The organism is Alicyclobacillus sp. TC (genome assembly GCF_016804365.1).
GTDB classification, from domain to species: Bacteria; Bacillota; Bacilli; order Alicyclobacillales; family Alicyclobacillaceae; genus Alicyclobacillus_I; species Alicyclobacillus_I tolerans.
Genome location: NZ_CP044434.1, coordinates 68513 through 93641, shown reverse-complemented (window position 1 = coordinate 93641; position 25129 = coordinate 68513). Strand labels below are relative to the sequence as shown.

Here is a 25129-nt window from a genome sequence, read left to right as displayed (position 1 = left end):
TGGGCTACTCAAGAATCCCCGAATTCATCTAAATCTAAATAACGATGTGTAATACCGAGTTTCTTCAATTCAGCTTGATGTAACAGCGTTAATTGACAAAGAATGTCTTGTCCCTTTTTCGTTAACTCAATGCCTATACTTCGCTTGTCTGTTGGATGCGAAAACCGTCTGACCAAACCTATTTTTTCACATCTCTGTATCAGTCCTAACGCACTATGATGACGAACTAAAAGCCTCTCAGCAATTTCTGTTGGAGTCATCCAATTTCGATGCGGATAACCTGCAATGGCGAGCAGTAATTGATGTTGGCTTGGTGTAATACCAACTTGCAGAGCAGCCGTTTCACTAAAATGTAAAAATTTTCTCAAACGATAACGAAATTCTGCTAGTTCTTGATAATCCTCTTTTGTAGGCTCCCTATTCATATAACCAACTCCGTCATTCAATCTTGCATTTTATATCGTATAGCGATATAAAATATACGGTCTTAAGTTTTGTGGAAGCTCCCCATGAATCTCGAATGACTTGAAGGGAGAAACAACAAATGTTTTTTAAAACGAAGCAAACAGGTGATTTTACTACCAATACACAAATCATCCGTTTATCTATCGCCGCTCTCATCATTGGTGCCATATGTGCATGGATTGCTGTTGTTTTACTGAAAATGATTTACTTTTTTACAAATTTATCTTTTTTTCATCGATTCTCCTTCGCTTATGCTACTCCTACTCATAACTCATTACATGCTTGGATAATCGTTCCTCCCATACTTGGCGCACTTGTCATTGGAATCATCGCCCGTTATGGTTCAGAAAAAATTCGTGGACACGGAATTCCTGAAGCTATCGAAGCCATGATTATCAACGAAAGTAAAATATCTCCGAGAGTTGCCTTTTGGAAACCTATTTCTGCAGCGATCTCCATCGGAACAGGCGGACCTTTCGGAGCAGAAGGACCTATTATCATGACTGGAGGTTCCTTCGGTTCTTTGTTTAGTCAATTGTTCAAATTATCTCCCGTAGAGAGACGCATTCTTTTGGTAGCTGGAGCTGCTGGGGGCATGTCTGCTACATTTGCTGCTCCCGTGTCATCTGTTCTCTTTGCCATTGAGCTCTTGGTATTTGAATTTAAACCTCGCAGCTTGGTTCCCATTGCAATTGCAAGTTCTGTTGCTGACGCTATACGTATGCTTATCCTAGGACCAGGTCCTCTCTTTGCCATGCCTATTCTCCATCATACGAGTTGGAATTTACTAGCCGTGTCATTTGTCATTGGTCTAATGGGAAGTTTATTGGCTATTCTCTTAACGCGAGCTATCTATGGTGTAGAAGATTTTTTTCGCAAACTCCCTATACACTGGATGTGGTGGCCTGCGATTGGTGCGGTATTTATAGGACTAGGTGGGTGGATTTCACCTCGCTCCTTAGGCGTAGGTTATGACAGTATTTCAGCAATGCTGAATATGAAATTAACTCTTTATACACTCATTGGACTTCTGATTGTAAAGACAATAATTTGGGTCATTTCTCTTGGCTCTGGAACTTCTGGCGGAATCCTAGCTCCTATCCTCATCATTGGAGGAAGCTTAGGCGGGGTTGCAGGCTATGTTTTTCATGCTCAACATCCAGGAGTATGGGTTTTGCTTGGTATGTCTGCCACTTTTTCTGGTGTCACACGCACACCTTTCACTAGTATCATTTTCCCGCTGGAATTGACCCATAACTTAGGAGCCTTGTTACCGCTTCTGGTAACTTCAAGCATTTCCACAGGCTTTTCCTCGTGGATTCTTCCGCGTTCCATCTTGACGGAAAAAATCGTGCGTCGTGGACTGCATTTGACCCGGGAATATAAAACTGATCCGCTTGAGATGCACGATTGTAAGGAAATTTGTTATATACCAAATAATACCATTCATGGAGATGCGTATCTCACGACAATTACAATGAATCTCCTTAGCCATTACGATACGAAAACTTGGTTCACCGTATTAGATGATGACGGACATCCAGTTGGAATAGTGCTTGCCTGTGAAATATTGTATCGCGCATCAATAACCCCTCAGCAAAAGGTACTTGAAATCATAAACGATGCGCCGTACGTACGTAATAACGATACAGCCAAGGTGGCTATGCAACAAATGCTTATATCTCACTGTGATTGGGTAAAAGTCATCAACAAAGAAGATCACCAGATTGAAGGTTTTTTGACCATCCAAAAGTTGATGGATTTACGCAGGAAAGAATACGAAGAAGAAACTGAAAGAAAACGTGTTTTTTCTATTTTTCAAAATTAAATCTGTTTGAATATGGGGATTTTTTGGAGTGGATGGCAAAACGCGCACTCTCACCAAAAGCCAAACCAGGTGACCCCGCGTCACCCGAAAGGTCTTTCTTAGTGCTGCTTCCGTCAGGACCTGACACGGTTCGAAAGTTTCCGCCGCGCGGGACCCAGTTCAGCCTTTGGTGAGAAAGCGCGTATTCTTGCTTGTTGAAGTTTATGGCGGAGAGAGTGGGATTCGAACCCACGAGACCCTTGCAGGCCTACTCGCTTTCGAGGCGAGCTCTTTCGACCACTCAGACATCTCTCCGCGTCTTCTGACGAGAACGGACTTGTGCAAAGAAGTCTTTCAGTAATATACCACATTCTTCAGCAAGAATGCCACCTGTAACTTGAGGGTAATGGTTCCAGCCTTTCACTTGGTACAACTGGCAAACAGACTCTAATGCGCCAGCTTTTGTATCTTGTGCACCATAGTAGACCTGTCCAACTCGAGCCTGCAAAATAGCACCCGCACACATCGCACAAGGCTCCAGGGTGACATAAAGAGTAGATGCTGAAAGTCGCCAACCACCGAGTCGCAAGGAAGCTTGACGCAAAGCCAACATTTCCGCATGTGCAGTTGGATCCCGCCAAGTCTCTCGCAAATTGTACGCAGCAGCAACCAGTTGTCCATTATATACCAGTAGGGCGCCAATCGGGACCTCGCCAAGACTAGCCGCTTCCTCAGCCAAAGAAAGTGCGAGACGCATCCAGGCTTCAGGAGAACGTTCCACACATTCCTTATCTGGATTTATTTTCATGACCCCGTATGGCGAGGATTATTGGCTACACGTTGAAGTGAAACCGCCAATTCTCGAACAATATCCATTTGCAACTGTGAATTCATGTACTGTGCTTTGACATAGGCTTCACCGCGATCGGTCGAAACATAACGTGGTGACAATTGGTTAAGCGCTAAAGCCATAACATCATCACGGCACTGCTCGCAATCACAAGGCAGACGCCGCCGCCATTCCATTTCACTCATGGCATGTCGAACTAAAAGTTCTGTTACATTGACCAGCATGGCTTAACCCCCCATTTTCAAGTGCATCCTATTTCTCATTCTTTTTCAAATCACCGATGCGCTAGCGGTTCGTATGTCGCATACACTGCAACAGACCATTTTGTTGCAGGCGAGGCGATCGGTATGGACACCCCTCTTGAGCAAACAGATGATATCCGTTTTGATGAAACACGAAAATTTTTAGATAAATGGAGTATGTATAACCTCCTCAAACAGTACCCACCCATGGTTCCCATGCTGCCAGAAAGCAAACAGTTTACAAAAGAACATTTTTTTTACTTTTGTCAACGTTACGAGTCTTTTTACATCAAGCCTGTAAACACCTGGGGCGGACAATCTATTACACGAGTTGACCATTTTCCCAATCAACTCTACTGTATCCGCACCCTAGGTCAACCCACCGTCTGGCGTGCCACAGCGTTTGGATCCTGGTGGACAGTGCGTAAGCGGCTTCCATTGGCATCCATTATACAGCAGGCTGCTCCTGTTGTAACTTGGAATAATCGCATGTTTGATATTCGCGTACTGATGCAGAGACACAAAAGTGGCACTTGGATGTATGCCGCCATGGCTGCACGAGTAGGCGGACACGAAAGTATAGTATCCAACATTGCTGCAAGCGGGGGCGAAGTGCACGAAGTCCCACAACTTCTGCAATCCCTCTTTGAAAATCCGCCGATAGAACAGAAAATTTTACAAAACTTGAGAACTTTCAGCAGACAAATTTGTACTCTCCTTGATAGCGTCTATAGCTTCGAGGAAGTAGGCATAGATTGGGGACTCGGATATGACGGAAGCCTGTGGCTTTTTGAAGTCAACACCAACGACAATCTTGGTGGACCCAGTCATGAATTGTTTGCACCACTCGCTGATGGCCGTATCTATCAGCGAATTGAACAGCGCAGCAGCGCCCGCCGTTTAGCTCAGGCGAATGAGTGGTTGCAAATATGGATGACCGAACTACAACAAATGACTGAGCAAACACCTTGATACAAACTTTGATGCAGTATCATTTTTTGTCCTAGGCGCATAGGCTGAGACGTATGTGGATGAACGAGTGATAGAGCAGCGTCCACTGTTGAGACAACAAAATAGGAGGCGGACAAATGTGTGTGGAATAGCAGGATGGGTAGATTGGACTCGCGATGTTTCGTTGCACCGCGAATGGGTCGTGGGCATGGGCGAAACGCTTACCTCGCGCGGACCAGATACCAGAGGTGACTGGTTTAGCACACACTGCGGATTGGCGCACCGTCGCCTGATTGTGGTCGATCCGGCAGGCGGAACGCAACCGATGCTACGCCGTTTTGGAGAACGCACAATGGTGCTGGTTTATAATGGCGAACTCTATAACACTGCAGAACTGCGCGACGAGTTACTGGCTAAGGGCCATACGTTCGAGTCGTATTCGGATACCGAAGTGGTTCTACACGCTATAGCAGAATGGGGATTAGCAGCCACTGAGAAATTCAATGGCATTTTTGCCTTTGCCGTTTGGGATAATCAATCCCAGGAATTGCTTTTAGGTCGCGATCGGCTAGGAGTCAAACCGCTGTTCTTTGCTCAACTTGGCCAAGGTGTCCTGTTTGGTTCTGAGCTTAAAGCGATTCTGGCCCACCCTGAATTCCCGCGTCGTATAGGCGCCGAAGGCCTAGCTGAAATTCTGGCTGTCGGCCCAGCGCGTACACCTGGACATGGCATTTTTGAGAACGTTCAAGAGTTGCGTCCCGGTCACGTGGCACGTATCCGCAACAATGAATGGCATATACAGGCGTATTGGAAATTGAACAGTTGGACGCATGAAGAAGACGAAGAGACCACAGCCAGGCGCGTTCACGATTTACTGGTAGATACGGTAGAACGGCAGCTCGTCTCCGATGTGCCTGTAGCTACTTTTCTTTCCGGCGGACTCGACTCTTCTGTCGTTACAGCGATTGCCGCACAATATTTTCAGAAGCATGGCAAAGAACCTTTACACACTTTCTCTATTGAGTTTGCAGAGATGGAGAAACACTTCCAAGCTAACGAATTTCAAAAAAGTCTTGATGCTCCATGGGCTTTGAAAGTATCGCAATTTCTTGGGACCGTCCATCACCCAGAAGTTTTTGATACGCCCGATCTCGCTGCCAATCTCCATCAAACTCTGCCAGCTCGCGATGTTCCTGGGATGGCCGACATTGATACTTCCCTCTTCTTGTTTTGCAAGCGAATAAAAGAGCAATTTACCGTAGCCCTTTCAGGCGAATCTGCAGACGAAGTGTTTGGCGGTTATCCCTGGTTTCATCGTGCTGAAAGTCTGCAAGCCCACACATTCCCTTGGGCATTGCAACTATCACGCCGGGTTGGCATGCTAAGCGACGAGACCCGAGCCTGGCTCAATCCCGAAGCTTACGTTCAACGTCGATATGAGGAAGCATTGTCGGAAGTCCCACGCTTGCCTGGTGAAAGTTCTGAAGAGGCGCGGATTCGGGAAATCTCCTATCTCTCCATCACCCGTTTCCTGCCAACCTTGCTTGACCGCAAAGATCGTATGAGTATGGGCTGTGGACTTGAAGTCCGCGTACCTTTCTGCGATCACCGTCTGGTCGAGTATGTGTTTAACATTCCTTGGAAACTAAAAACGGCTGGTGACGAAGTGAAAGGCATTCTGCGTAAGGCCATGGAAGGCTATCTGCCAGAAGATGCTTTGCACCGCAAAAAAAGCCCATATCCATCTACTCCCCACCCGGATTATGTGGAATTGGTTCGATCACGTTTTCTGGAACGTATAGCAGAACCTGACTCACCTCTTCGCCCACTGCTATCCATGACGGCAGTTGACGAATGGGTATCCGCAAGCCGTCAGGCTATGCCACATCGACCCTGGTTTGGTCAGATTATGGCTATTCCACAAATGTTTCACTATCTCATGGAAGTGGATGATTGGTTGCGTACCTATCGAATTCAACTCGCTTAAATCTGGCTCTTATGACGATGCTGCTTGATTGAGGCGCCAATGATATTCAAACAAAAACTCAAATGCTTCTAAATGACGAAGCGCCGCCTCGGGAGATTCTCCATAAGCATATATTCCGTGGCGGTGCACCAGTACCCCAGGTACATCGCGATACGCAGCTTCTGTGACTGCTTGTCCCAACCGCTCAAGATTTGCATAATTTGGAACGATAGGAATGTTGATGGAGGCTTTTTCCTCCCAATGACCAAGCGCCTTCAAGAGCTCATGCTGGGCGAAAGAAATATGTCCTGTACCTTCGGAAATTGAAAAATACCTTTCACTCAGCAAATTATTAAAAATAGTATGGACATGCAGAATACAAGCAATATCCGGGAATTTTTCATAGAGCCCAACGTGTACAGACGTTTCTGCAGACGGTTTGCCAGCATAACCGGACATAACTTGCATTCTCTCATCCACAACAATAATATCCTCAGTTTTTAAACACGCCTTGTCACATCCGCTACGAGTAATGGCCATAGAAAGCGGGTGACCGTTCAAACGGACTGATAAATTGCCACTGGTTGCCGGGAGCCAACCTTTTTGAGCGCAACGGTGAGCGATCTCCAAAAGAGATTCAACAGCTTGATTGAATGGATACATATTGATGTACCTCCGAAGCATTGTCACTTAACGCACGAATGATATCGTGAAACGTCTCATAAGGGGTAAAAGGCACACCTTCTTCTCTCAAAATCTCCGCCAGAACACTTCGGGCAAAAACGTAGTCCGCCAATCTTGCCGCTTTCACATCTGTCACGCCATCACCAATCAACAGGATTTTCCGGCCTTCTTTTTGATGCTGGCGCAGTAATGAGACCTTGCATAATCCACAACCACCATCACACGATTCATCGCAACCATAAGGCCAGACGACTTCTAGCATGCCTTTTTTCTCGCGCAATCGATTGCAATAAATGCGAATAAAAGAAGCCACGGGCAAAAGCGCCGGACGTACAAAAAAGTCAAACCCGCCGCTTACAACAGAGAAATTCCAACCTTGCTGCATGGCGTAATCCACCATGGCAAACGCACCAGGACGCAAGACTGTTCTCTCTCTGGAGAATTTAACCACTTCGGAATATTTGGAAGCCGGGATGTTGCGAAACATCTCGCTGACACCTTCCCGAACAGAGATCTCTCTCGCTTGCACAGCCTCTATCAAAGGACGCGATGTATGCGGGGCAAACTCCAACGCGATAGTGGCCACCATATCACGCAGAGAAAGTGTACCGTCAAAATCGCAAAGAATCGAGATCTCAGAAATCATGCCTTCACTCCCCATCGTTGCAACGCTCGTGCCAATTCTCTGTGACGCAATGCTGCATCTTCCAGTTGTTCGCCCGCTTCCATAGCGTCAATAGCCTGACGAAATGCCCGCCCTCCTGCTGCAATGCCATCTGGGTGCCCTTGTATTCCCCCGCCAGCAGCCATGATGCACTCATTTTGCAAATCACGATACAGTTGTGCCACCATGCCAGGATGCAAACCAGCGGCTGGCCCAGGCAACACGGAACGATGAATGTCAGAAGGTTGGCGCAAACGCTCTACTAGAGTACGGCAGGTCTCAGCATCCAGTGTGACACTGCCATAGGCAGAAGGATACAAAACCACATCTGCTCCTGCCAGGCGCAACAAGTCGCCAAGCAAAACAGGAGCCGCAATACCTGTGCGAGGAGAACTGTATATTGCACCTGAAACGGCAGGATGAGCAAAAATGGGAATCTTGATATTCGGATTACGCGCAAGAGCAGCCAACACGTCTAGTCCATAAGCAAATACATTGAGCAAAAGCGCATCCGCTCCGGCCTCTACAAGACGTTCTGCCTTCTCGAATAGCTCTGGTAATGTCCCCGTCAAGTTAACCGCATAGCGCGTACGCTGTCCAGTCATCTCCGCTACTTCTCTGGCGATTTCCCCGTAACGTCGCACACGTTCTATAGAAGGCGCCAGCGATTCATCAAAGAAAATTTCATCATCTTTCACGTAATCTACGCATCCCAAAGCCTGTTCCCGAAACGCATGGGCCAATTCTGATAACGACTGGCCATTACACGACTTGAAAATACTCATGATGAGCGGACGCCGCTCGACTCCAATCAATTGACGTATACCTGCCGCACCAAATTGAGGTCCAGGAAAACGCCGACGATAACTGTCAGGAATTTCAAGCGCTTGCAGGCGCACATTCCCATCCATCGACAATTTTCCAAATACAGTAACCAACAATGATGCCAAGCTGTCCGTCAGATTTTCTTCCGGATAACCAATCTTGATTTCCGCCAAAGTCCCTTGAGATGTTTCCTCCAAAACACGAATTTCTTCAACGCTTCCACAACGACTCGCCACTTCCGCTTGTTGGGTAGCTGGCAAATCTGTCCAACTACCTACAGTAAGTCCAATGGCTATACCTTCCGCTATTTTTTCTAAACTATCCCGTGCCGCTTCAACACGGTACGTTGCTACTACGAATGCCAAACTCATTCCTCCCTGATGTCTGCCCATCCGCTCTCGAAAAAATATACCCCTCTATATTGTACGAAAATTCATACATAAATCCGATAGACTTTTCGAAAAAATTCGGGATAATAACAGTGACTTGTCTAAAAAGGGATGTGAATACACTTGATGATGCCAAAAGTCATTCTCGCCGCGCGCAGTATCAAGGATTACGAACAATTGCTCGTCCATCCCTGCCCGGTCATTATTTTAATGAACGTGCACTTATCACAGTTACAATCATTGGTTACCCTTGCTCACAAACACGCAAAACAACTTTGGCTTCATGCCGATCTCGTTCAAGGCCTCAAGCATGATGAAGCAGCCGCACAGTTTCTTTGCCAGAATATCCGACCTGACGGCCTCATTAGCACACATGCCCAGACCGTTTTGATTGCCAGAAAACACAACGTCACGGCCATTCAGCGTATTTTTCTGATTGACTCGCACTCCTTGGAGACTTCTTATCGCATCCTGGCCAACTCTCAACCTGATTATATCGAAGTTCTTCCCGGAATTGTGCCCCATTTATTAGAGGAAGTGAGGCAACGCACGGGTCGACCTGTATTAGCCGGAGGTTTTATCCGCAGCCAGGCGGAAGTCGTCACAGCGCTTGAGCACGGTGCTTTGGCCGTCACGACTTCCAATAAAAAACTCTGGCTGGACCCATCATCAACGCCCCATTAAGGGACTTGCGAAAAATTAATCTGTAAATTCTGTTTTGAGCATTTCTGCTACTTCTTGCATTTGCGCACGGACTTCAGGAACCAGATGATCGAGTGTCAAAAAGCCGTGAATCATTCCTTCAAAACGCTTCACTTTAGCAGGCACACCTGCTTTTTCTAAAGCAGACGCATAAGCCTCTCCTTCATCGCGAAGAGGATCGTACTCTGCTGTAATGACAATCGCTGGTGGCAGATGGCGCAGATCTTCAGCCAAGAGAGGCGAAGCCATGGGATGAGAAGCATCCTCCATAGAATTCAGATATTGTTTGCGGAAATACATCATGGAATCGATATCGAGCAGATATCCAGTACTATTGAGTCGTTTGGACTCGGTTTCACCAAGTAAATCTACGGATGGATAGAGAAGGACCTGCAGACTGGGCATAGAACCCCCGCGATCGCGCGCAACTTGACAAACAACTGCAGACAGATTACCTCCTGCGCTATCCCCGCCAATAGCAATTTTATCCTTACGTATCTTAAACTCATCAGCATGTTCAAATACCCATTGACTCACCGCGTAACATTCTTCTACTGGATGAGGAAATTTGTACTCAGGAGCGAGACCATAATCCACAGAAATAGTGACACAACCTGCAGTATGCGTAAACATGCGACAAAGATTATCAAATTGATCAAGCTCACCAAAAACCCAGCCACCACCATGAATATAAATGAGTGCCGGAAAAGGCCCTTCTCCTTCTGGAGTGTAAATGCGAATCGGTGTTTGACGATTGCCATAAACAGCTATAATTCTGTCCTCTACATGTGCTACAGGCAAGCCTGGTTTACGCAGCAATGCAAACGACTGCGCACTGTTCTTGCGAAATTGCTCAGGAGTCAGTGAAGAAATGGGCGGAGCGCCAAGTTCTTTCATTTGCTGCAACATTTTTTCGAAGGCTGGGTGCAACGGCATGTGAACCATCCTCTCTGTGCTTGAGCCAACTCCTCTTACTGGCGGAGGCTCTTGGTATCCCGTTTTCAAGCTTGTTTTCACAAACAAACGGTCGACTCCATTTGTAGTATGACACAGCAACCAAGATTTGTGGACAGAAGAAGTACACTTGTTGCCTTAAATTCCTTGCGTTATAATTTAATTATAAGTTGATAGGGCGAATGGAGATTCGGAGACACGCCACACTGCGTTACGATGCGCAGGGTTAGGCGTGTTTTTGCTTTTTCATAGATAACAAAAATGCCCAGAAAGAGAGGGATATTCATGGCTATTTGGGAAACAGAACTCCGCCCCCAACTACTGCATAAAATGCAGGCGAATGAATGGGACGTTCTTATTATCGGTGGCGGCATTACCGGGGCAGGCATTCTCCTTGACGCCGTCAGCAGAGGACTGAAAGCAGCACTGATTGAAATGCAAGATTTCGCTGCTGGAACATCCAATCGCTCCACCAAACTGATTCATGGTGGATTGCGTTATCTCAAACAACTGGAAATCGGTCTGGTAGCTGAAGTCGGTAGGGAACGGGCCGTTGTTTACGAGAATGCTCCGCATGTGACGCGTCCAGAGTGGATGTTGCTTCCCCTTATGGAAGGAGGCACCTATGGCAAGCTAGCAGCCTCTTTTGGAATTCGACTTTATGACTACCTGGCAGGTGTCAAGCGTACGGAGCGCCGGCAGATGTTAAGCCGAGAGGAAGCATTGGCCAAAGAACCCTTGCTTAATCCCGACGGTCTCAAGGGTGCTGGTTATTATGTTGAATATCGAACGGATGACGCTCGCTTGACGCTTGAAGTTTTAAAAAAAGCCGTACAGCTGGGCGGTGTTGCCATCAACTACTGTAAAGCTCTGCAACTCATCAAAGAGAACGGGCAACTGTTGGGCATACACGTCCAGGACGAACTTCAACCTCATCACTCCTTCGACATCCGTGCTCGTGTCATCATCAACGCCACAGGGCCTTGGGTTGACGAAATTCGTGATTGGGATCATTCCAAGCAGGGCAAAACCCTGCACTGGACTAAGGGTGTCCACATTGTTGTTGATGCAAGCCGCTTCCCTCTTTCCAACCCCGTCTATTTTGACGTTCCAGACGGACGAATGATTTTTGCCATACCGAGATCGGGCAAAACCTATATTGGCACCACCGACACCAACTATACGGGCGATGTAATGTATCCCAGAATGACTCTGGCCGATCGCGATTATTTGTTGGAAGCGGTCAATACTATGTTTCCTTCTGTGCGTCTGTTGCCTGAAGATGTGGAATCCAGTTGGGCTGGCATCCGGCCATTAATTCATGAAGACGGAAAAAATCCGTCTGAAATTTCCCGTAAAGATGAGATTTTTCAATCATCAAGCGGACTAATTACGATTGCTGGCGGTAAATTGACCGGTTATCGAAAAATGGCTGAAAAAGTCGTAGATATTGTGGTTCAGCGAATTGGCCAAGTAACAGGACAAACATATCCTGGCTGCCAAACCGAACATTTGCGCCTCTCAGGTGGTGAATTTGATCAATCCAGCGAATGGAACGACTTTGTCCATACGATGACGAGAGAAGGCGAGCTGTTGGGGTTAAGTAGCCAAGAAGCGCGCCAATTAGTAGAACGCTATGGGAAAAATGTCGAACGGGTTTTCAACTGGCTGCGCAATGAGCCGTTAGATGCTGGTCTTGCAATCCCCAAAGACATTTATGCGGCACTACAATACGGATTGGAAGAAGAAATGGTCTGCCGTGCGGAAGACTTTTTTATCCGCCGCACAGGTAGCCTCTATTTCAATATGAACTTGGTTCTCAGTTATCAACATTCTGTTGTGGATTTCATGGCCAAACGATTACAGTGGTCAGATGATAGAGTACTTGAGGAAAAGCAACGTCTACAAGATCGAATTCTTGAGGCTCGGGAAGCTCTTGAGAAGCCTGTCGAGAAAGCATTGTCCACAGCTGCTTCAGCACTCTAAAATTGCTGTTTATCTGGCGTTTTTCAATTTTACCCCCAGTTTGTTCACAGGGTTATCCACAACTTTTGCGGGTTTATCCCCAAAAAGCTGTGGATAACTTTTGTTGTCTTCCCCATTCACCCCCTATCTACAGGCGCGGTAGAAAGGGTTGCGATTCAGTGGATAAGTCGAGCGAATCACCCTGCAGACCGGGTGATTGAACATGCACTCGGAAGCGCCCTGGATAACAACCTGCACGAAAATAGAGCGCTGCACGCCCTGCCTCAAGCACACCTGGATTATCGCCCAAGAGTTGTCCTCCTTCTGAACTACCTTGCGCTGGGTGGCTATCCACAGCCTCCAAGGAAAAAGAGACTACCCTTTGTAGATAAGGAGAACGCATCCCATTCTTATCCACAGCTTCTACCCAAATTCGCGTCATATCCACGCCATCTGCATGGAGAACCGTATGATCCGCATGCAATCGTAACCGACTGGCGGGTAAAGGTGTGTGCAGAGTGCGCTCGACTACGACTTTTTGGTCAAGATAGCCACGAAGCCGCAAGGTTCCATACAGTCGATAGGCTTGCAAGGGAATGACAAAAGGTGGATACTGTAAAGAAGGAAATTCCTTCTCTTGCGGCATCAACCTTCCCATCGTCTGACCATTAAACTCAACCTCTAAAGAATTACAGTTGCTGAATACATAAATTTTGGCGGTATAAGCTGCAGATTGAAGTACTGTTTCCATGTCATCGAAGGTATCCAGCGCTTGGATTAACTGCGAATGATCAGCCGATTCAAAGGTGAGATAAGTAGCTGGCTCCAGAACAATTTCTTCTTCAGGAGGCTTTTGACTTCGATAAACTGCTGCGGCAAACTTGGGGAAACGAAATTGATCCATCACACCATGATGGCAGATTTGCTGTCCCCCTCCGAAAAATGGCGACGTCGGATAATCAAAAGCGCACCAAGCAGAAGCTCCAACAAGATCTTCACGCTGGTACACTTCGTTTAAAATTTTGGCATGATGAAGGGCATGCTGAATCAACCGCGTTTCATTATCCATGAGTTTGGTCGGGTACATATGTCCGAGATACTCTGTGATCAATTGCGGTTTTTGAACACTTGGCAATACCCCCATGGAAAAATCATTAAACGTAAAGATATCTTCTATAAAATGGCTTTTACGGAAATTTCGAACACCGCCCGTCCATCGACTTGGGTCAAGTGCTCGCGCTATTTTATTTGTTTCTATATAAAATTCGTCACTATCTGCAGATTCATTAATGCGTACTCCCCACATGAAAATGCAGGGATGGTGACGATGGCGTTCAATCATCTCAACTAAATGCTGTTTGGCTATAGCCTGCCAATGTTCATCTCCTACATGTTGCCAACCGGGGATCTCTGTGAAAACAAGCAGTCCCAATTCGTCACAAGCGTCAAAAAATGCGGGATCCTGTGGATAATGGGAAGTGCGAACGTAGTTGGCGCCGAGTTCGTGCTTCAAAATCCACACGTCTTGACGCTGCAAGCGCTTCGGAGCAGCATAACCTATGTAAGGAAACGACTGATGGCGGTTAAAACCAATCAGTTTTATCGGTTGACCATTCAATAGCAACTGCCCGTTTTCTAAGGCAAGGGTACGAAAACCAACGCGCATCTCACCATCATCAAGCACACTTCCTGCTCTATTCAAAAGCCGAAAGCCAACGTTGTAAAGATGCGGTTGATGGGGCGACCAAGGTTGCGCCTGTTGAACGATTATTTCCCATTTCATCGATACGATTTCGTTTGCTTCGTCCGATCCGTTGACGGCAACGGGGTGAATTTCCTGTTGCAGAAGACTTCCATCCTGATTGCTAATGTTTAACTCCAACTGTAATCGCTCATTTGTTAATCGGGAAACTGGCGATAGATGAATTTTCGCTTCTACCTCAACAAGAGCGTTCCCATTCTGCCAACCAAGCGTTGTCCATTGAAGATGTTCAACGTGATCGTCAGAAGTCACCAACAAATAAACATTGCGATAAAGTCCTCCAAAGATGCGATAATCGATAAGTCCACCTTCTGGAGGGATATCTGGTTGCGGTCGACTGTCGAGACGGACGAGAATCTCCTGCATACCGGAAGGAGAAAGTGCGTCTGTAATGTCCCACGAGAAAGCTGTATAGCCGCCTAAATGCCGGCCTATATACGTCTGGTTGACTTGAACATCAGCCACCGTCATAGCTCCCTCAAAAACGAGAAAAACACGCTGGTCAAGTTGCGCAGTAAACCTGAAACATTTTTGATACAGATATACTCCGCGAGTGTCATTTTCAGGAATTCCATTGCTAGGCACTAAGTTGGGGGAATGAGGAAGACGGACGGTTTGCCAATGTTTTGCATCTAAAGTTCGTGAATAAACGTCTATTTGTTGACGAGCTTCTGATGGATCAGATCTATACGAATGTGGATGATTGGACGTGATTTCTGTAAATTTCCAGTCGTCTTGGAGCGCGTAAACGCTTCTTTTACCTAGGCGCGGACGAAGTGAACTGTACAACATGATGTGCATTCCTCCATATATTCCTTGGCGCCGCACCTGGGCGCACAAAGTTCTTATCGATTGAAACCAGCCATAATTCCCGATACAAAATTGCGTCGTAAAAACAAAAACAAGACAAGCATGGGTACAGTGGCCAGACTGGCAGCTAGCATAACCTCGCCATAATTAGGAATGGTCATTGAGTTTTCTAGCGTACTCAGTGCCACAGGAATGGTGTAAGCAGATGAAGTATTCAGGACAACCAGGGGCCAAAGCAGATTTGTCCAGGATGCTAAAAAGGCGATAATGGCTAAAGCAGAAAGGGTGGGTCTCATCAGTGGCATAACGATTTGCCAGAAAATACGGCCTTCACTCAGTCCATCTATACGTGCAGCATCTAATAACTCGCCCGGGAAACCTGCAAATGCCTGGCGCATTAGAAATACGCCGAATACATTGACCAACGCCGGAAGAATGATAGCCCACCAAGTATTGATGAGATGCAAATGGCTCATCAAAATGAAGAGCGGCACAAGCGTCACTTGCGACGGGATCATCAAGGAAATCATAATGACAATAAACAATGTTCGAGAGGCTCGAAATCGGTAGATGGCAAACGCATAACCGGCCATTGCAGAGAGAACCACAGCAATGGCTGTAGAGAAAACCGCAATAAAGAGACTGTTGCCAATCGCTTGAAAGATATTGACATCGGTGTTGTGGATAAGTGCCTGAAAATTCGCCGCCAGCGCTGAACCTATCCATAGATTGTGATCTCCGCTAAGGATTTGCTCCGTTGAATGTGTAGATGAGATAAACATCCAATAGATAGGATAGACAGAAGCAATAAATCCGAGGATTACGACTGCATGCAAAAATAAATCCGCAAACATTCGCCGAATCACCAAGCATCCCCTCCTCTTGCGACGCGAAATTGAAGGAGTGACAAAATACCAATCAAAATCGCTAAAACAAACGCCACTGCGGACGCATATCCAAAATGAAATTGTTGAAAAGCAACTTGGTAGAGGTACAGAACAGGCGTCATGGTAGCATTATCTGGGCCGCCAGAAGTCAAAATAAACGGTTCTACAAACAATTGCAGTGTTCCAATGGTGGAGAGAACAGATTCAAATACGAGAATGGGTAAAAGCATGGGAATGGTGATGGACCACCATTGACGAATTGAGCCAGCTCCGTCTACACGCGAGGCCTCATACACTTCATGCGGTATACTCTGCATACCGCCCAGCAAAATGACTACATTGTACCCTGTCCAATGCCAAGTGAGGGCTATCATGATGGCTACTTTAGCAGCAACTGGATGAAGGAGCCAATCGATGGGCGCCACACCAAAGATTCCTAAAATATGATTGATAATGCCATGCTTTTCGAGCAAAAAAGAAAAAATGAGTGAGTAAGCTACCATGTCAATGAGAATGGGAACAAAAAAACCAAGCTGAAAAAAGGCTCGGAATTTAAGCCTCCGGGAATTTAAAAGCGAGGCAAAAATAGCAGCCAAAATCAGCATAACAGGTACTTGAATGACAAGAATCACAACGACGTTCAACAAAGCGTGCCAGAACTCTGTATCGGAAAAAAGCTTCTGATACTGGAATAAACCGCGGAAAACCAATGCGCCACCCTGCCAACTGGAAAGACTGACCCATGCGGCATAGAGAATGGGACCCACTAAAAAAATGGTAAACACTATGAGAAACGGTAGAAGAAACAGATAGGGGGCCGCCAACCAACGCTTCTGCTTAAACTCCTTTTCCATACGGAGTCTTGTGGAATGTGAGGTATCAATCGCCATATCATCCTCTCCTTTAGATTGCCTTCTTGAAGACGCTGACCAAGCGTTGAAAGCTCATGGACTGCAAACAACGCTTGGCATCGCGCCTGTTGATGATAAAAAGATTTCTCAACTCATCAAGAGCCAGAAGCTATTTTCGCCCCCGTCTGGTTGGCTATCTGTTGCGCGGCGTTATTCAACGCTTGCGCCGCTGGTTCATTTTGTAGCACAGCCTGTTGGAAAACGTTCAGTAGAATACTGTGGGCTGCTTCAAAATTTGCCGTATGGTAAGCAGGAGAAATATTGGGGACTTCGTTAGCAGCCATTTGGAAAACTTTTTGTCCACCAAAGAATGACAGCGACTGAGAGATCAGTGGATTATTTTGATAATAGGGCTCATAAGACGGGAAAATACCATATTTCATCGAAACATTCAGAGCCTGTCGATTCGTCATACAAAATTCAGCAAACGAGAGTGCGGTTCTGGGATGAGGAGTGTTTTTGGAAATGAGCAAATTCGATCCACCAAGATTGGCTGCGTGATTCCCATTGGCACTAAACGCCGGAGTGGGGAAAACTCCCCATTTACCAGCCTGATTGGGAGCCGACTGCTCAATTGTGCCCACATACCAAATGGCGGCTGGTGCTGTAGCTATCTGGTTGTTGACAAATAACTGTATGGTATCGTTCCAAGCATTCGCGTAAGGTACCACATCCAAGAGACCATCCTGGTACATTTTTTTCATCGTGGTTAATGCTCTGACACCGGCAGCGTCGTTGACAGTAATTTGTCCTTGCTTGTTAAAAATAAATTTGCCCTGTTCATTCATCATCATTTTAAAAAGCCCGGTCGATCCGCTTCCCCAAGCGGTCAACTTAACTTTGTCTCCAAAGTGTTGCTTGAGTTTCAAGCCTGCTTGGATATAGTCGTTCCAAGTCTTTATATCTTTCACATGAATACCCGCTTCTTTAAACAAATCGCGACGGTAAAAAACCATACTCGGCCCAATATCCCAGGGAATTCCGTATATTTGTCCGTTATAGGTAAGAGCCGCCCATTTGGCTTCTGGAAAATCGCCTTCAATATTCTTAATCTGATTGGTAATGTTTAAAAAAGACTGTGGAAACTTGTTCAGAAAACTTGGCGCCATACTGGACTCGATACTCATAATATCCGGCACACCAGAACCAGAGGCTAATTCCGTGTTCAATTTAGTATAGGTATTGGTAGGACTGTCTTCGACTATCACGTGAATTTGCACATTGGGATGGGATTGTTCATACAACTTGGCATCTTCCTGCAACGTATTGGCAGCCACATTCCAGCTCATAACTGTCAATTGAATAGGCGAGTGAGCATTTCCTCCACCCTGTCCGCCAGAACCATTTGATGCCGATCCACAACCTGTTACCAAGCCGAGAAGACCTAACGACGCAGATCCAACACTCAACCAACGTAATTTTTTTTTCATACAAATCCCCCTTCATACTTGTTCACAAAAATAATTACCATTAATTTCATGGTTTCGAGTTCACATCGCAAATAAGACATCTCCTGTTATGGATATGGTTTCGAAACCACACTTCTTGCAAAAACAATCCATCCATCAGAAAACGCTTTCTTTCAGTTGAGAGCATTTTACCTCATTTTTTACTGTTGTCAATAGAATCTGATAAATTCAAAGTAAGGGTTCACTTCTTCTGGACATTCGCCAAACACACCTTTATCATAAAGCGAAAACTTAGATTCCCAAGATTCCTAAGGAGGCCAATACCCCATTATGGCAACCATACATGTCAGAAACTCAGGTGAAACCATTCAGAAAGAACGAGAAGTACAATCGTTTCTTGAAAGCAACGGTGTTTTCTATACACACTGGAACACAGAAAAACTTCCCGCAGAATTACGCAACCAATTTCAATTGGACGATGGCGATAAAGCCGCTATACTAGAGGCTTTCGCAGAAGATATTCAGCATCTGGCAAACACGCGCGGATATCGTTGGTGGGATGTTATCTCACTCTCCGAAAGCACACCAGATTTACCTTCCCTCTTACAAAAGTTTGAACAAGTCCATACTCACGCAGAAGATGAGGTGCGAGCCATTGTCTCCGGCAGTGGAGTTTTTATTATCAAAGGAAAAGGTGAGGTCGGTTATTTTGATGTGTTTCTAAAGGCGGGTGACGTTATCTCTGTGCCTGAAGGCAATCCCCACTTCTTTACATTGACTGAGGAAAAGAAAGTTGTCGCTGTGCGCCTTTTTGTAGAAGAGTCAGGCTGGATTGCCACACCTTTTGAAGATCCATCTTTTATCCGTAACTAATCATTCACATCCGATCTGAAAAGAACATACAATGAGAGTGTCGGAAGAAAAAGCATGGGCAACTATCCACACAGCGCCCGGCACTCTCTTTGCTGATGGTTCCGGACGCTGTGTTTTCTATAGATGCAAGTCATCTGCTGTTTTATATCCACATCCCTTCACATCTCAGCAGGCTGACGGTGTGCTTTGGGAAAGATGGCCCGGCGGCGAGCTGTAGCAAATCGAGCCAGAAAATAGGCAAAAGCAGAAAGTGAGGCCACAAAAAAACCTACTGGCCAGCCTGTATCAAAGGATAACAAAATCGATAACCATACGGATGCCAATGAAATGACGACCGATAAAATCATGGCCATGCCTGGCCGCTTCGCCAAATAGCTAGCTGCTGCAGCTGGAGCCACCATGAGAGAAAAAGTCAATAAAGCCCCCACAATAGGAACCGTGACCGCTGAGGTCAACCCTACGAGAAAAAGAAAAACCATCTCCATCCTACGAACAGATAAACCACGTGCTTGAGCAGACTCTGGTAATACAGATACATAGAGCAAGGGACGATAAACCAAGAGAAGGATAATGATGGACACCAATCCAATGATAGCTGTATCGCGTACTTCAGCCGGAGTGATACCCAGTATCTCACCAAATAGGAGAGAATAGATTTCTGGAGCGTACATATCACTAAGATTTAAAAACAAGGCCCCTGAGCCAAGCAAAAAAACGAGTATTAAGGCAATGACCACATCATGGCGTCCACGCCGTCCCAACCAACCTATAGCTAAAGCACCAGATACACTAAATACCGTCAATCCCCAAAGCGTATTGATTCCAAGCAGGGCAGCGGCGGCAGCTCCCGCAAATCCTCCTTTCGGCAATGCGTGCGATGCAAAAGCCGTACCGCGCAGAATGACAAAAAAACCAATCATCCCTGCCAATACCGCTACTATACTTGCCCCTTCCCAAGTGCTAAGCATAAACGGATCGCGAAAAACACCCGGAGCGAAAAGAAAATGCCACACGGACCACATAACCTTCACCCCTCTTGTAGGACTTTCTTCCCGCGACGTGTTCCCATACGCAAACGCAGATGAGAAAGGATATAAAGCAAGAGAATAATACTGGCAATAAAAAAGCTGACCGGCCAACCTCGGTTGACAGGCGGCCAATTATAGCTGTCATAAGCCAACAAAATTCCCATCCAACTTGAAAAAATACCTATCATACTGGCAACTAGCATTGCTTTTCCAGGACGATGGGTAAAGCGAATGGCTATAGCTGCTGGGCCAATGAGTAACGCCGTGCTGAGCAAAGCTCCAACTACAATGGCAGATTGTTCGACAGCCATGGCTAAAGCTGACATGAAGAGAATACTGATGAGACGCGCCGGCACACCTTTTGCACGTGCCAAATCCACATTCAATGAACTAAAAAGCAAGGGGCGATAAATGATAAATAATAGCAACACTGCTAATCCATCAAAGCAAAGTACAAAAGGCAAAAGCGACGGATCGACCAAGAATACGGAACCGAAAAGAATGGTCATGGGTGCACCGGTTGTATTTCGATAGGTAGTATCAAAATAGAGAAAAAGCGCGCCAATCCCCAAAATCAATGAAAGAACGACACCTGTTGCAATATCACGTTCTTTAGCACGTTTTCCCAGAGTATCCATGATGGCACCGGCAATCAAACCAACACCCAGAAAACCCCAAACGGCATTCAGCCCTGCCAGAAAAGCACCTGAAGCACCTGTTGTTCCAAAATCTCCTAGCGCATGACCGGCGAACGATTGACCGCGAACGACTGCAAAAACACCTACCATACCTGAAACAACTGCAACTGCAGCACTCATAGAAAGTGCCCGCCAAACAGCCGAACTGGAAAAGAAACCAGGTGCAAACAGGGTATGCCAGAGGCTATTCAACATGAGTAAGCGCCTCGTCCCATACTGAAATTGATTGATTAACTGGCAATGGGGCTTCTCCCCCAACCACTAAAATTCTGCCTTGAACACGAATAACTTCAACATCATATCCATACAGTTGACTGAGCACATGACTTTGAACAACCTCATCCACGGAACCCATAGCCGCTCTGCCCTCTGCCAAATATACAATTTTATCCATCGCTCCTAGCAACGGATTCATATCGTGAGCTACTAACAGGATAGCCAAATTCTGTTCTCTGGAAATTCGCGACACCAATCGAACAACTTCATGAGCGCTGCGAATATCCAGATTGGAGAGCGGCTCGTCTAGCAACAATAATTTGGGTTGAGTCAACAGGGCTTGGGCAATCAGCAGACGCTGTTGTTCACCGCCAGATAACTTTCCAACAGGTGCGTTTGCATAACGCAAAGCATCAACCGCTGCGAGTGCTTCGTCCACAGCAGCCCACCGTTTGCGACTGGGCAGCGGTATGCCCCAGCGGTGTCCATCAAGACCAAGAGCCACCAAATCTCGCGCCGACATGGGGGTATCGGGATCGAGTGAAATTTTCTGCGGCACATATCCCACTCTTGAATTGCCACGATGAATGACCTTGCCCTCCATTTCAACCTTGCCGGCATCAGGTGGCTGAAGTCCAAGAATCACTTTGAGCAAAGTGGTTTTCCCGGCTCCGTTTGGACCAATCAGTCCAACAAAATCTCCTGCCTGAAGTTCCAGGGAGATGTTATCCAGTACCCTGCGAGAACCAAACCGTACACTCACCTGCTTGACCGTCAAAACTGGATCTGGTGCAGTATTCGCTACCGAACGGAGATACATAGGTATCCTCCTCATCAAGACAGAGTTTGTGTAGATTGATGATAGACAAGCGCTTTTTGCAAATCTTTGACTTCCTTCAGCATCCAGGAGGCATATGAGTACCCTGGCGGCATCGTTTCATAGACACCAACAACTGGCACATGATGCTGCTCAGCAAGAGTTAATAATGATTGAGTGAGCGGATCGACCACCTGTTGATTGTAGAGAAACACTTTCACTTGGTGATATTTCAACAGGTTTTGTTCTGTCTGAACATCTTGCGGCGCTGGATCCGTACCATTCATGATGGCAGCCTGTAGGGACCAGGGGGTACGGATGTCCATTCCTGCGGCCTGCAACATATAGTCAGCAACAGGCTCTGTCACAGCTACGGGCGATCCGGCGTATTTTATTTTAAGTTGCTTTATTGCGTTATACCAAGGTTGCAATGAAGCGTCAAATTTTTTCACATTATCTTCAAAGTATTTCTTGTGCGCAGGCATCAGCTGTTCTAAATCAGCAGCAATAGCTGCGGCTACGCGCGGCATGGTGGACGGATTATACCAAAGATGGGGGTTTGACGTTTGATTCGGCAAACCCAGCAAATTTTGCACCTCTATCACTTTGCGGTTGGCGTTTGGAGAAGCTGATTCTAATTTATTCATAAAACTGTCGTATCCCAGTCCGTTCTGTACAATCAATTGCGCGTTCGCAATTTCAGCAGCCACTTGTGGACTGGCTTCAAACGTATGCGGATCGGTATTGGGATTACTCATGATAGCCGTAACAGAGACATAACGGCCACCAATCTCAGAGATAACGTTGGCATACTCATTTTCTGCTCCAACTGCTGTAATAGTTTGTTGAGTTGGACTGGTTGCTGAGCCATGAGCAGAAGAACTCGATATCGAGGGTGACTGCGTACCACAACCGCTCAGCACCAGAACGCTACCCAACAGCACGGATGATATAAAGAACCCATGCCGCTTGCTTTTCATTATGCTTTGAATTTTCATCTCCATGTCTCTCCTTATCTTACTAGGATACCCCTAAATCGTAATTGAAATCATTCCGAATTGGAGTATATCAAGACCATTTCGATTTGTAAATAGGAATGGTTACGAATTAACGAAAACACCTATTCCTATAAGGCAAGGAATTTGCAAACGACACTAAAAAGCCTCTGTCCATTCAACTGGACCAGAGGCCACAAAAGCTGCAATTTATTCACTCTTCTTGGCTTGGCAGGCTGCGCATATGCCATACACTTCAAATCGATGGTTCACTACCCGAAATCCATTGGGAAGCTCAGGGAGCCAACTCATTGGGCAATCTTCGAGAGGTGTGATACTTCCACATTCCAAACAAACCAGGTGATGGTGATGGTGTTTATCACAGGTCAACCGATAACGCATCGCGTCTTCGCTAAACTCCATCTCCTCCAGCACACCAAGTTCCCGAAGTAAAGTCAGCGTTCGATAAATAGTGTCGTAGCTCACGTTTGGATACGTCTCTCGTACATTTTCATATACGTCTTTCGCGGTAAGAAATTTGTCTTCATGATTGACAAAATAGTCAATGACCATCTGTCTTTTACCTGTAAATTTATATCCTGCGTCTTTAAGCTGTTGGAGTACTTCTTGACTTCGATTCATTTGCACCACCCGCCCATACGCTTCTAATTTACACTCTAACACGAAATATTGACGATAACCAGAAACGGCCACAAGCTTAAAATTTGAAAAAGCCTCCAATTCCACTTTAAATTGTGGAAATGGAGACTTTTTCATGTCGTCAATCTCAATCTCAGCGAGGCTACATCCGTCTCAATATGAATTACCGAAGCCCCATTGTTGAATCATAAGACAAATTCGACGATTTAAACTTTTTTAATAAGCAGCCGCACCCGCTGCAGCAGGAACAAACAGGAAGAAAAGAACAAAGATAATCAAAAACACAACAGCCCAACGAGTATAACCTCCGAATACTCCATACATATCAGTAGCATCTCCTTTTCCTTGGGATGCTTTACTGTATGTCGAAGTTCTACGGAGGGTCGGGGCGAATGCCCGGAAAGGCGAGCCCGCTTTTATCAGGAAATTTCAATCTCACGCATTTCCGGCACAAAAGGTCTGCCTTCCGCCTCACGTTCACGCAAAAATTGCTGAATCAACCGTTTACAATCAGTAATAGCGTGCCCTTTATTCTGACGTAACACTCGACACATAGGAATCTCTGCGCAAGTGGCCAAAATCATACCATCAGGCATCTCAAATATAGAAATATGTAGCTTCATTGATTTTCCTCCTAGCCTTGACTTACGTTCTCCGCCTCAGGCTGTGGACGATCCGGTTTGAGCCTTGAGCAATACAGAAATATGTTGAATTTCACACATCTCCAATGTCTGATCGAGATCGCGCGCAAGCTCTTCCTCAAATCGTATAATTTCTTCATCCAATAACATTCTCTCAAACCATAGCTCATAGTTCAACAAGAGATGGATAGCATCTATTTTGGCGGGGCGAATACGCAGAGGTACGCCCAGTACACGATAATTGACATGCGCACAAACACGTAAAAGGAGCACCTCGAGAAGACGGCGCTCGCGCTCCGTCCAATAGGTGCCCGGATCTGTAACTTGCAACTGAAGCATCGAAACCATTGCTAAGCTCCCTTGGTTTGGTTCGACCGATGCATAAATAAGACTACACCCGTCCCCATTCTTGAGGATATTGTACAATGATTTGCGGAGTTCGTGGACTAGAGAATGATGTTAATAGATACTAATTATTACATATCAAACACTCTTGATGACAAATTTATCTTTTCTGCCGTTGCTTTTGCCTACCCTCCACAATCCAATCGTGCAGTTGAATACCGTCATCCTTACCCTCAACATAATGACCGTAAGGTGCGACATAGGCTATGGGCCACCCTCGTTCCACGGCTTCTTCCAACACCTGCTGAGGACTGCCATGTCCAGGAATCGGATGTCCTTTGCCTGTGATATCTACGGCCCAATAGTTGTTAGCCGGATGTCCTTCCGGAACAACTGACCAATCCCCTGTATAGCTGTTGATAATTGGCAAATCCTCTGCGCGAAAATGAAAACCGAGATCGGACAAAGTCGTATGATGCTCCTCAGTGCTCAAATGAATTCCTCCTCGTTTAGAAGTCCTGTACAGTCCCCACAGAAAAACACATTCTTTGTCCATAGTATCCTCGAGCAATCGTTATCCATGCTGGAGGAGTTTGGCGAATGGTTTGCGTTT

General features: G+C 46.1%; 25 protein-coding genes, 1 tRNA gene and 1 other RNA gene. 6 read left to right on the top strand and 21 right to left on the bottom strand.

Annotated elements, in window-relative coordinates; translation table 11 throughout:
• Nucleotides 1-8: 8 nt before the first annotated feature.
• The gene (locus tag FY534_RS00450) at nt 9-425 is read right to left on the bottom strand and encodes a MarR family winged helix-turn-helix transcriptional regulator (protein WP_072873665.1); all 417 of its coding nucleotides are present in this window, start codon (nt 423-425) and stop codon (nt 9-11) included.
• 119 nt (nt 426-544) lie between these two features.
• Between FY534_RS00450 and FY534_RS00445 the strand changes: the two genes are divergently transcribed.
• A complete protein-coding gene (locus FY534_RS00445; protein ID WP_072873667.1) occupies nt 545-2293 on the top strand; it encodes a chloride channel protein in 1749 nt (582 codons plus the stop codon).
• A 60-nt stretch (nt 2294-2353) separates the two neighbouring features.
• On the opposite strand, the gene ffs is transcribed toward FY534_RS00445, so the two are convergent.
• The 4 genes from ffs to FY534_RS00425 form a co-directional block, all read right to left on the bottom strand.
• An RNA gene (ffs, locus tag FY534_RS00440) (signal recognition particle sRNA small type) lies at nt 2354-2453 on the bottom strand.
• A 44-nt stretch (nt 2454-2497) separates the two neighbouring features.
• A tRNA-Ser gene (locus FY534_RS00435) sits at nt 2498-2587 on the bottom strand.
• Complete coding sequence (tadA, locus tag FY534_RS00430; protein WP_072873669.1) at nt 2574-3080, bottom strand: tRNA adenosine(34) deaminase TadA; 507 nt, start codon at nt 3078-3080, stop codon at nt 2574-2576. Before tadA ends, FY534_RS00435 begins: the two co-directional genes overlap by 14 nt.
• Complete coding sequence (locus FY534_RS00425; RefSeq protein ID WP_072873671.1) at nt 3077-3346, bottom strand: late competence development ComFB family protein; 270 nt, start codon at nt 3344-3346, stop codon at nt 3077-3079. The genes tadA and FY534_RS00425 overlap by 4 nt, the downstream gene beginning before the upstream one ends.
• Nucleotides 3347-3469: 123 nt before the next feature.
• Here FY534_RS00425 and FY534_RS00420 point away from each other — a divergent pair, with 123 nt between their 5' ends.
• Nucleotides 3470-4336: a YheC/YheD family protein gene (locus FY534_RS00420; protein WP_072873672.1), complete on the top strand. Its 867-nt coding sequence runs from the start codon at nt 3470-3472 to the stop codon at nt 4334-4336.
• 118 nt (nt 4337-4454) lie between these two features.
• Nucleotides 4455-6302: an asparagine synthase (glutamine-hydrolyzing) gene (gene asnB / locus FY534_RS00415; RefSeq protein WP_072873674.1), complete on the top strand. Its 1848-nt coding sequence runs from the start codon at nt 4455-4457 to the stop codon at nt 6300-6302.
• A 9-nt stretch (nt 6303-6311) separates the two neighbouring features.
• Here asnB and mtnB read toward each other — a convergent pair whose 3' ends face one another.
• Genes mtnB through FY534_RS00400 form a run of 3 tightly spaced genes read right to left on the bottom strand, consistent with a single transcriptional unit; the run spans nt 6312 to nt 8825 of the window.
• Nucleotides 6312-6944, bottom strand: a complete 633-nt coding sequence (mtnB, locus tag FY534_RS00410) for a methylthioribulose 1-phosphate dehydratase (protein ID WP_072873675.1) — start codon at nt 6942-6944, stop codon at nt 6312-6314.
• Nucleotides 6919-7611: an MtnX-like HAD-IB family phosphatase gene (locus tag FY534_RS00405; protein ID WP_072873677.1), complete on the bottom strand. Its 693-nt coding sequence runs from the start codon at nt 7609-7611 to the stop codon at nt 6919-6921. Before FY534_RS00405 ends, mtnB begins: the two co-directional genes overlap by 26 nt.
• Nucleotides 7608-8825, bottom strand: a complete 1218-nt coding sequence (locus tag FY534_RS00400) for a 2,3-diketo-5-methylthiopentyl-1-phosphate enolase (protein WP_072873678.1) — start codon at nt 8823-8825, stop codon at nt 7608-7610. The genes FY534_RS00405 and FY534_RS00400 overlap by 4 nt, the downstream gene beginning before the upstream one ends.
• 144 nt (nt 8826-8969) lie before the next feature.
• Between FY534_RS00400 and FY534_RS00395 the strand changes: the two genes are divergently transcribed.
• Nucleotides 8970-9527, top strand: coding sequence for a glycerol-3-phosphate responsive antiterminator (locus FY534_RS00395; RefSeq protein ID WP_072873679.1), 558 nt, complete (start codon nt 8970-8972; stop codon nt 9525-9527).
• Between the two features lie 15 nt (nt 9528-9542).
• On the opposite strand, the gene FY534_RS00390 is transcribed toward FY534_RS00395, so the two are convergent.
• Nucleotides 9543-10481: an alpha/beta hydrolase gene (locus FY534_RS00390; RefSeq protein WP_072873728.1), complete on the bottom strand. Its 939-nt coding sequence runs from the start codon at nt 10479-10481 to the stop codon at nt 9543-9545.
• Nucleotides 10482-10784: 303 nt separating this feature from the next.
• On the opposite strand from FY534_RS00390, the gene FY534_RS00385 reads away from it, so the two are divergent.
• Nucleotides 10785-12485 carry a glycerol-3-phosphate dehydrogenase/oxidase gene (locus FY534_RS00385; protein WP_203114922.1) on the top strand — a complete coding sequence of 567 codons (1701 nt, stop codon included), beginning with the start codon at nt 10785-10787 and terminating at the stop codon, nt 12483-12485.
• A gap of 127 nt (nt 12486-12612) precedes the next feature.
• Here the strand turns inward: FY534_RS00385 and FY534_RS00380 are convergent, their stop codons facing one another.
• The 4 genes from FY534_RS00380 to FY534_RS00365 form a co-directional block, all read right to left on the bottom strand.
• Nucleotides 12613-15018, bottom strand: a complete 2406-nt coding sequence (locus FY534_RS00380) for a glycoside hydrolase family 2 (protein WP_072873681.1) — start codon at nt 15016-15018, stop codon at nt 12613-12615.
• Between the two features lie 53 nt (nt 15019-15071).
• Entirely contained in the window at nt 15072-15902 is an 831-nt protein-coding gene (locus tag FY534_RS00375; protein ID WP_207549716.1) for a carbohydrate ABC transporter permease, read from the bottom strand.
• Complete coding sequence (locus FY534_RS00370; protein ID WP_238413598.1) at nt 15899-16813, bottom strand: carbohydrate ABC transporter permease; 915 nt, start codon at nt 16811-16813, stop codon at nt 15899-15901. Before FY534_RS00370 ends, FY534_RS00375 begins: the two co-directional genes overlap by 4 nt.
• A gap of 116 nt (nt 16814-16929) precedes the next feature.
• The gene (locus tag FY534_RS00365) at nt 16930-18264 is read right to left on the bottom strand and encodes an ABC transporter substrate-binding protein (RefSeq protein ID WP_203114921.1); all 1335 of its coding nucleotides are present in this window, start codon (nt 18262-18264) and stop codon (nt 16930-16932) included.
• A gap of 309 nt (nt 18265-18573) precedes the next feature.
• Between FY534_RS00365 and FY534_RS00360 the strand changes: the two genes are divergently transcribed.
• Nucleotides 18574-19116 (top strand): cupin domain-containing protein, encoded by a 543-nt coding sequence (locus FY534_RS00360; protein ID WP_072873683.1) that lies wholly within the window; start codon nt 18574-18576, stop codon nt 19114-19116.
• A gap of 158 nt (nt 19117-19274) precedes the next feature.
• Here the strand turns inward: FY534_RS00360 and FY534_RS00355 are convergent, their stop codons facing one another.
• The 8 genes from FY534_RS00355 to FY534_RS00320 form a co-directional block, all read right to left on the bottom strand.
• Nucleotides 19275-20138, bottom strand: coding sequence for a metal ABC transporter permease (locus tag FY534_RS00355; protein ID WP_238413597.1), 864 nt, complete (start codon nt 20136-20138; stop codon nt 19275-19277).
• 5 nt (nt 20139-20143) lie between these two features.
• Nucleotides 20144-21037 carry a metal ABC transporter permease gene (locus FY534_RS00350; RefSeq protein ID WP_072873684.1) on the bottom strand — a complete coding sequence of 298 codons (894 nt, stop codon included), beginning with the start codon at nt 21035-21037 and terminating at the stop codon, nt 20144-20146.
• Complete coding sequence (locus tag FY534_RS00345; protein WP_072873685.1) at nt 21027-21878, bottom strand: metal ABC transporter ATP-binding protein; 852 nt, start codon at nt 21876-21878, stop codon at nt 21027-21029. The genes FY534_RS00350 and FY534_RS00345 overlap by 11 nt, the downstream gene beginning before the upstream one ends.
• A gap of 14 nt (nt 21879-21892) precedes the next feature.
• The gene (locus tag FY534_RS00340; RefSeq protein WP_238413596.1) at nt 21893-22873 is read right to left on the bottom strand and encodes a metal ABC transporter solute-binding protein, Zn/Mn family; all 981 of its coding nucleotides are present in this window, start codon (nt 22871-22873) and stop codon (nt 21893-21895) included.
• A 207-nt stretch (nt 22874-23080) separates the two neighbouring features.
• Nucleotides 23081-23647, bottom strand: a complete 567-nt coding sequence (locus FY534_RS00335) for a Fur family transcriptional regulator (RefSeq protein ID WP_238413595.1) — start codon at nt 23645-23647, stop codon at nt 23081-23083.
• A 302-nt stretch (nt 23648-23949) separates the two neighbouring features.
• Nucleotides 23950-24153 (bottom strand): hypothetical protein, encoded by a 204-nt coding sequence (locus tag FY534_RS00330; RefSeq protein WP_072873686.1) that lies wholly within the window; start codon nt 24151-24153, stop codon nt 23950-23952.
• A 36-nt stretch (nt 24154-24189) separates the two neighbouring features.
• Nucleotides 24190-24519: a hypothetical protein gene (locus FY534_RS00325; RefSeq protein WP_072873687.1), complete on the bottom strand. Its 330-nt coding sequence runs from the start codon at nt 24517-24519 to the stop codon at nt 24190-24192.
• A gap of 157 nt (nt 24520-24676) precedes the next feature.
• Complete coding sequence (locus tag FY534_RS00320) at nt 24677-25009, bottom strand: hypothetical protein (protein ID WP_072873688.1); 333 nt, start codon at nt 25007-25009, stop codon at nt 24677-24679.
• Nucleotides 25010-25129 lie beyond the last annotated feature (120 nt).

What these genes read in the sequence shown, in the direction of transcription:
- FY534_RS00450 (WP_072873665.1), bottom strand. Translation starts at nt 425, where the DNA reads ATGAATAGGGAGCCTACAAAAGAGGATTATCAAGAACTAGCAGAATTT.
- FY534_RS00445 (WP_072873667.1), top strand. Translation starts at nt 545, where the DNA reads ATGTTTTTTAAAACGAAGCAAACAGGTGATTTTACTACCAATACACAA.
- tadA (WP_072873669.1), bottom strand. Translation starts at nt 3,080, where the DNA reads ATGAAAATAAATCCAGATAAGGAATGTGTGGAACGTTCTCCTGAAGCC.
- FY534_RS00425 (WP_072873671.1), bottom strand. Translation starts at nt 3,346, where the DNA reads ATGCTGGTCAATGTAACAGAACTTTTAGTTCGACATGCCATGAGTGAA.
- FY534_RS00420 (WP_072873672.1), top strand. Translation starts at nt 3,470, where the DNA reads ATGGACACCCCTCTTGAGCAAACAGATGATATCCGTTTTGATGAAACA.
- mtnB (WP_072873675.1), bottom strand. Translation starts at nt 6,944, where the DNA reads ATGTATCCATTCAATCAAGCTGTTGAATCTCTTTTGGAGATCGCTCAC.
- FY534_RS00405 (WP_072873677.1), bottom strand. Translation starts at nt 7,611, where the DNA reads ATGATTTCTGAGATCTCGATTCTTTGCGATTTTGACGGTACACTTTCT.
- FY534_RS00400 (WP_072873678.1), bottom strand. Translation starts at nt 8,825, where the DNA reads ATGAGTTTGGCATTCGTAGTAGCAACGTACCGTGTTGAAGCGGCACGG.
- FY534_RS00395 (WP_072873679.1), top strand. Translation starts at nt 8,970, where the DNA reads ATGATGCCAAAAGTCATTCTCGCCGCGCGCAGTATCAAGGATTACGAA.
- FY534_RS00390 (WP_072873728.1), bottom strand. Translation starts at nt 10,481, where the DNA reads ATGCCGTTGCACCCAGCCTTCGAAAAAATGTTGCAGCAAATGAAAGAA.
- FY534_RS00385 (WP_203114922.1), top strand. Translation starts at nt 10,785, where the DNA reads ATGGCTATTTGGGAAACAGAACTCCGCCCCCAACTACTGCATAAAATG.
- FY534_RS00380 (WP_072873681.1), bottom strand. Translation starts at nt 15,018, where the DNA reads ATGTTGTACAGTTCACTTCGTCCGCGCCTAGGTAAAAGAAGCGTTTAC.
- FY534_RS00370 (WP_238413598.1), bottom strand. Translation starts at nt 16,813, where the DNA reads ATGGCGATTGATACCTCACATTCCACAAGACTCCGTATGGAAAAGGAG.
- FY534_RS00365 (WP_203114921.1), bottom strand. Translation starts at nt 18,264, where the DNA reads ATGAAAAAAAAATTACGTTGGTTGAGTGTTGGATCTGCGTCGTTAGGT.
- FY534_RS00360 (WP_072873683.1), top strand. Translation starts at nt 18,574, where the DNA reads ATGGCAACCATACATGTCAGAAACTCAGGTGAAACCATTCAGAAAGAA.
- FY534_RS00355 (WP_238413597.1), bottom strand. Translation starts at nt 20,138, where the DNA reads ATGTGGTCCGTGTGGCATTTTCTTTTCGCTCCGGGTGTTTTTCGCGAT.
- FY534_RS00350 (WP_072873684.1), bottom strand. Translation starts at nt 21,037, where the DNA reads ATGTTGAATAGCCTCTGGCATACCCTGTTTGCACCTGGTTTCTTTTCC.
- FY534_RS00345 (WP_072873685.1), bottom strand. Translation starts at nt 21,878, where the DNA reads ATGTATCTCCGTTCGGTAGCGAATACTGCACCAGATCCAGTTTTGACG.
- FY534_RS00340 (WP_238413596.1), bottom strand. Translation starts at nt 22,873, where the DNA reads ATGAAAATTCAAAGCATAATGAAAAGCAAGCGGCATGGGTTCTTTATA.
- FY534_RS00335 (WP_238413595.1), bottom strand. Translation starts at nt 23,647, where the DNA reads ATGAAAAAGTCTCCATTTCCACAATTTAAAGTGGAATTGGAGGCTTTT.
- FY534_RS00330 (WP_072873686.1), bottom strand. Translation starts at nt 24,153, where the DNA reads ATGAAGCTACATATTTCTATATTTGAGATGCCTGATGGTATGATTTTG.
- FY534_RS00325 (WP_072873687.1), bottom strand. Translation starts at nt 24,519, where the DNA reads ATGGTTTCGATGCTTCAGTTGCAAGTTACAGATCCGGGCACCTATTGG.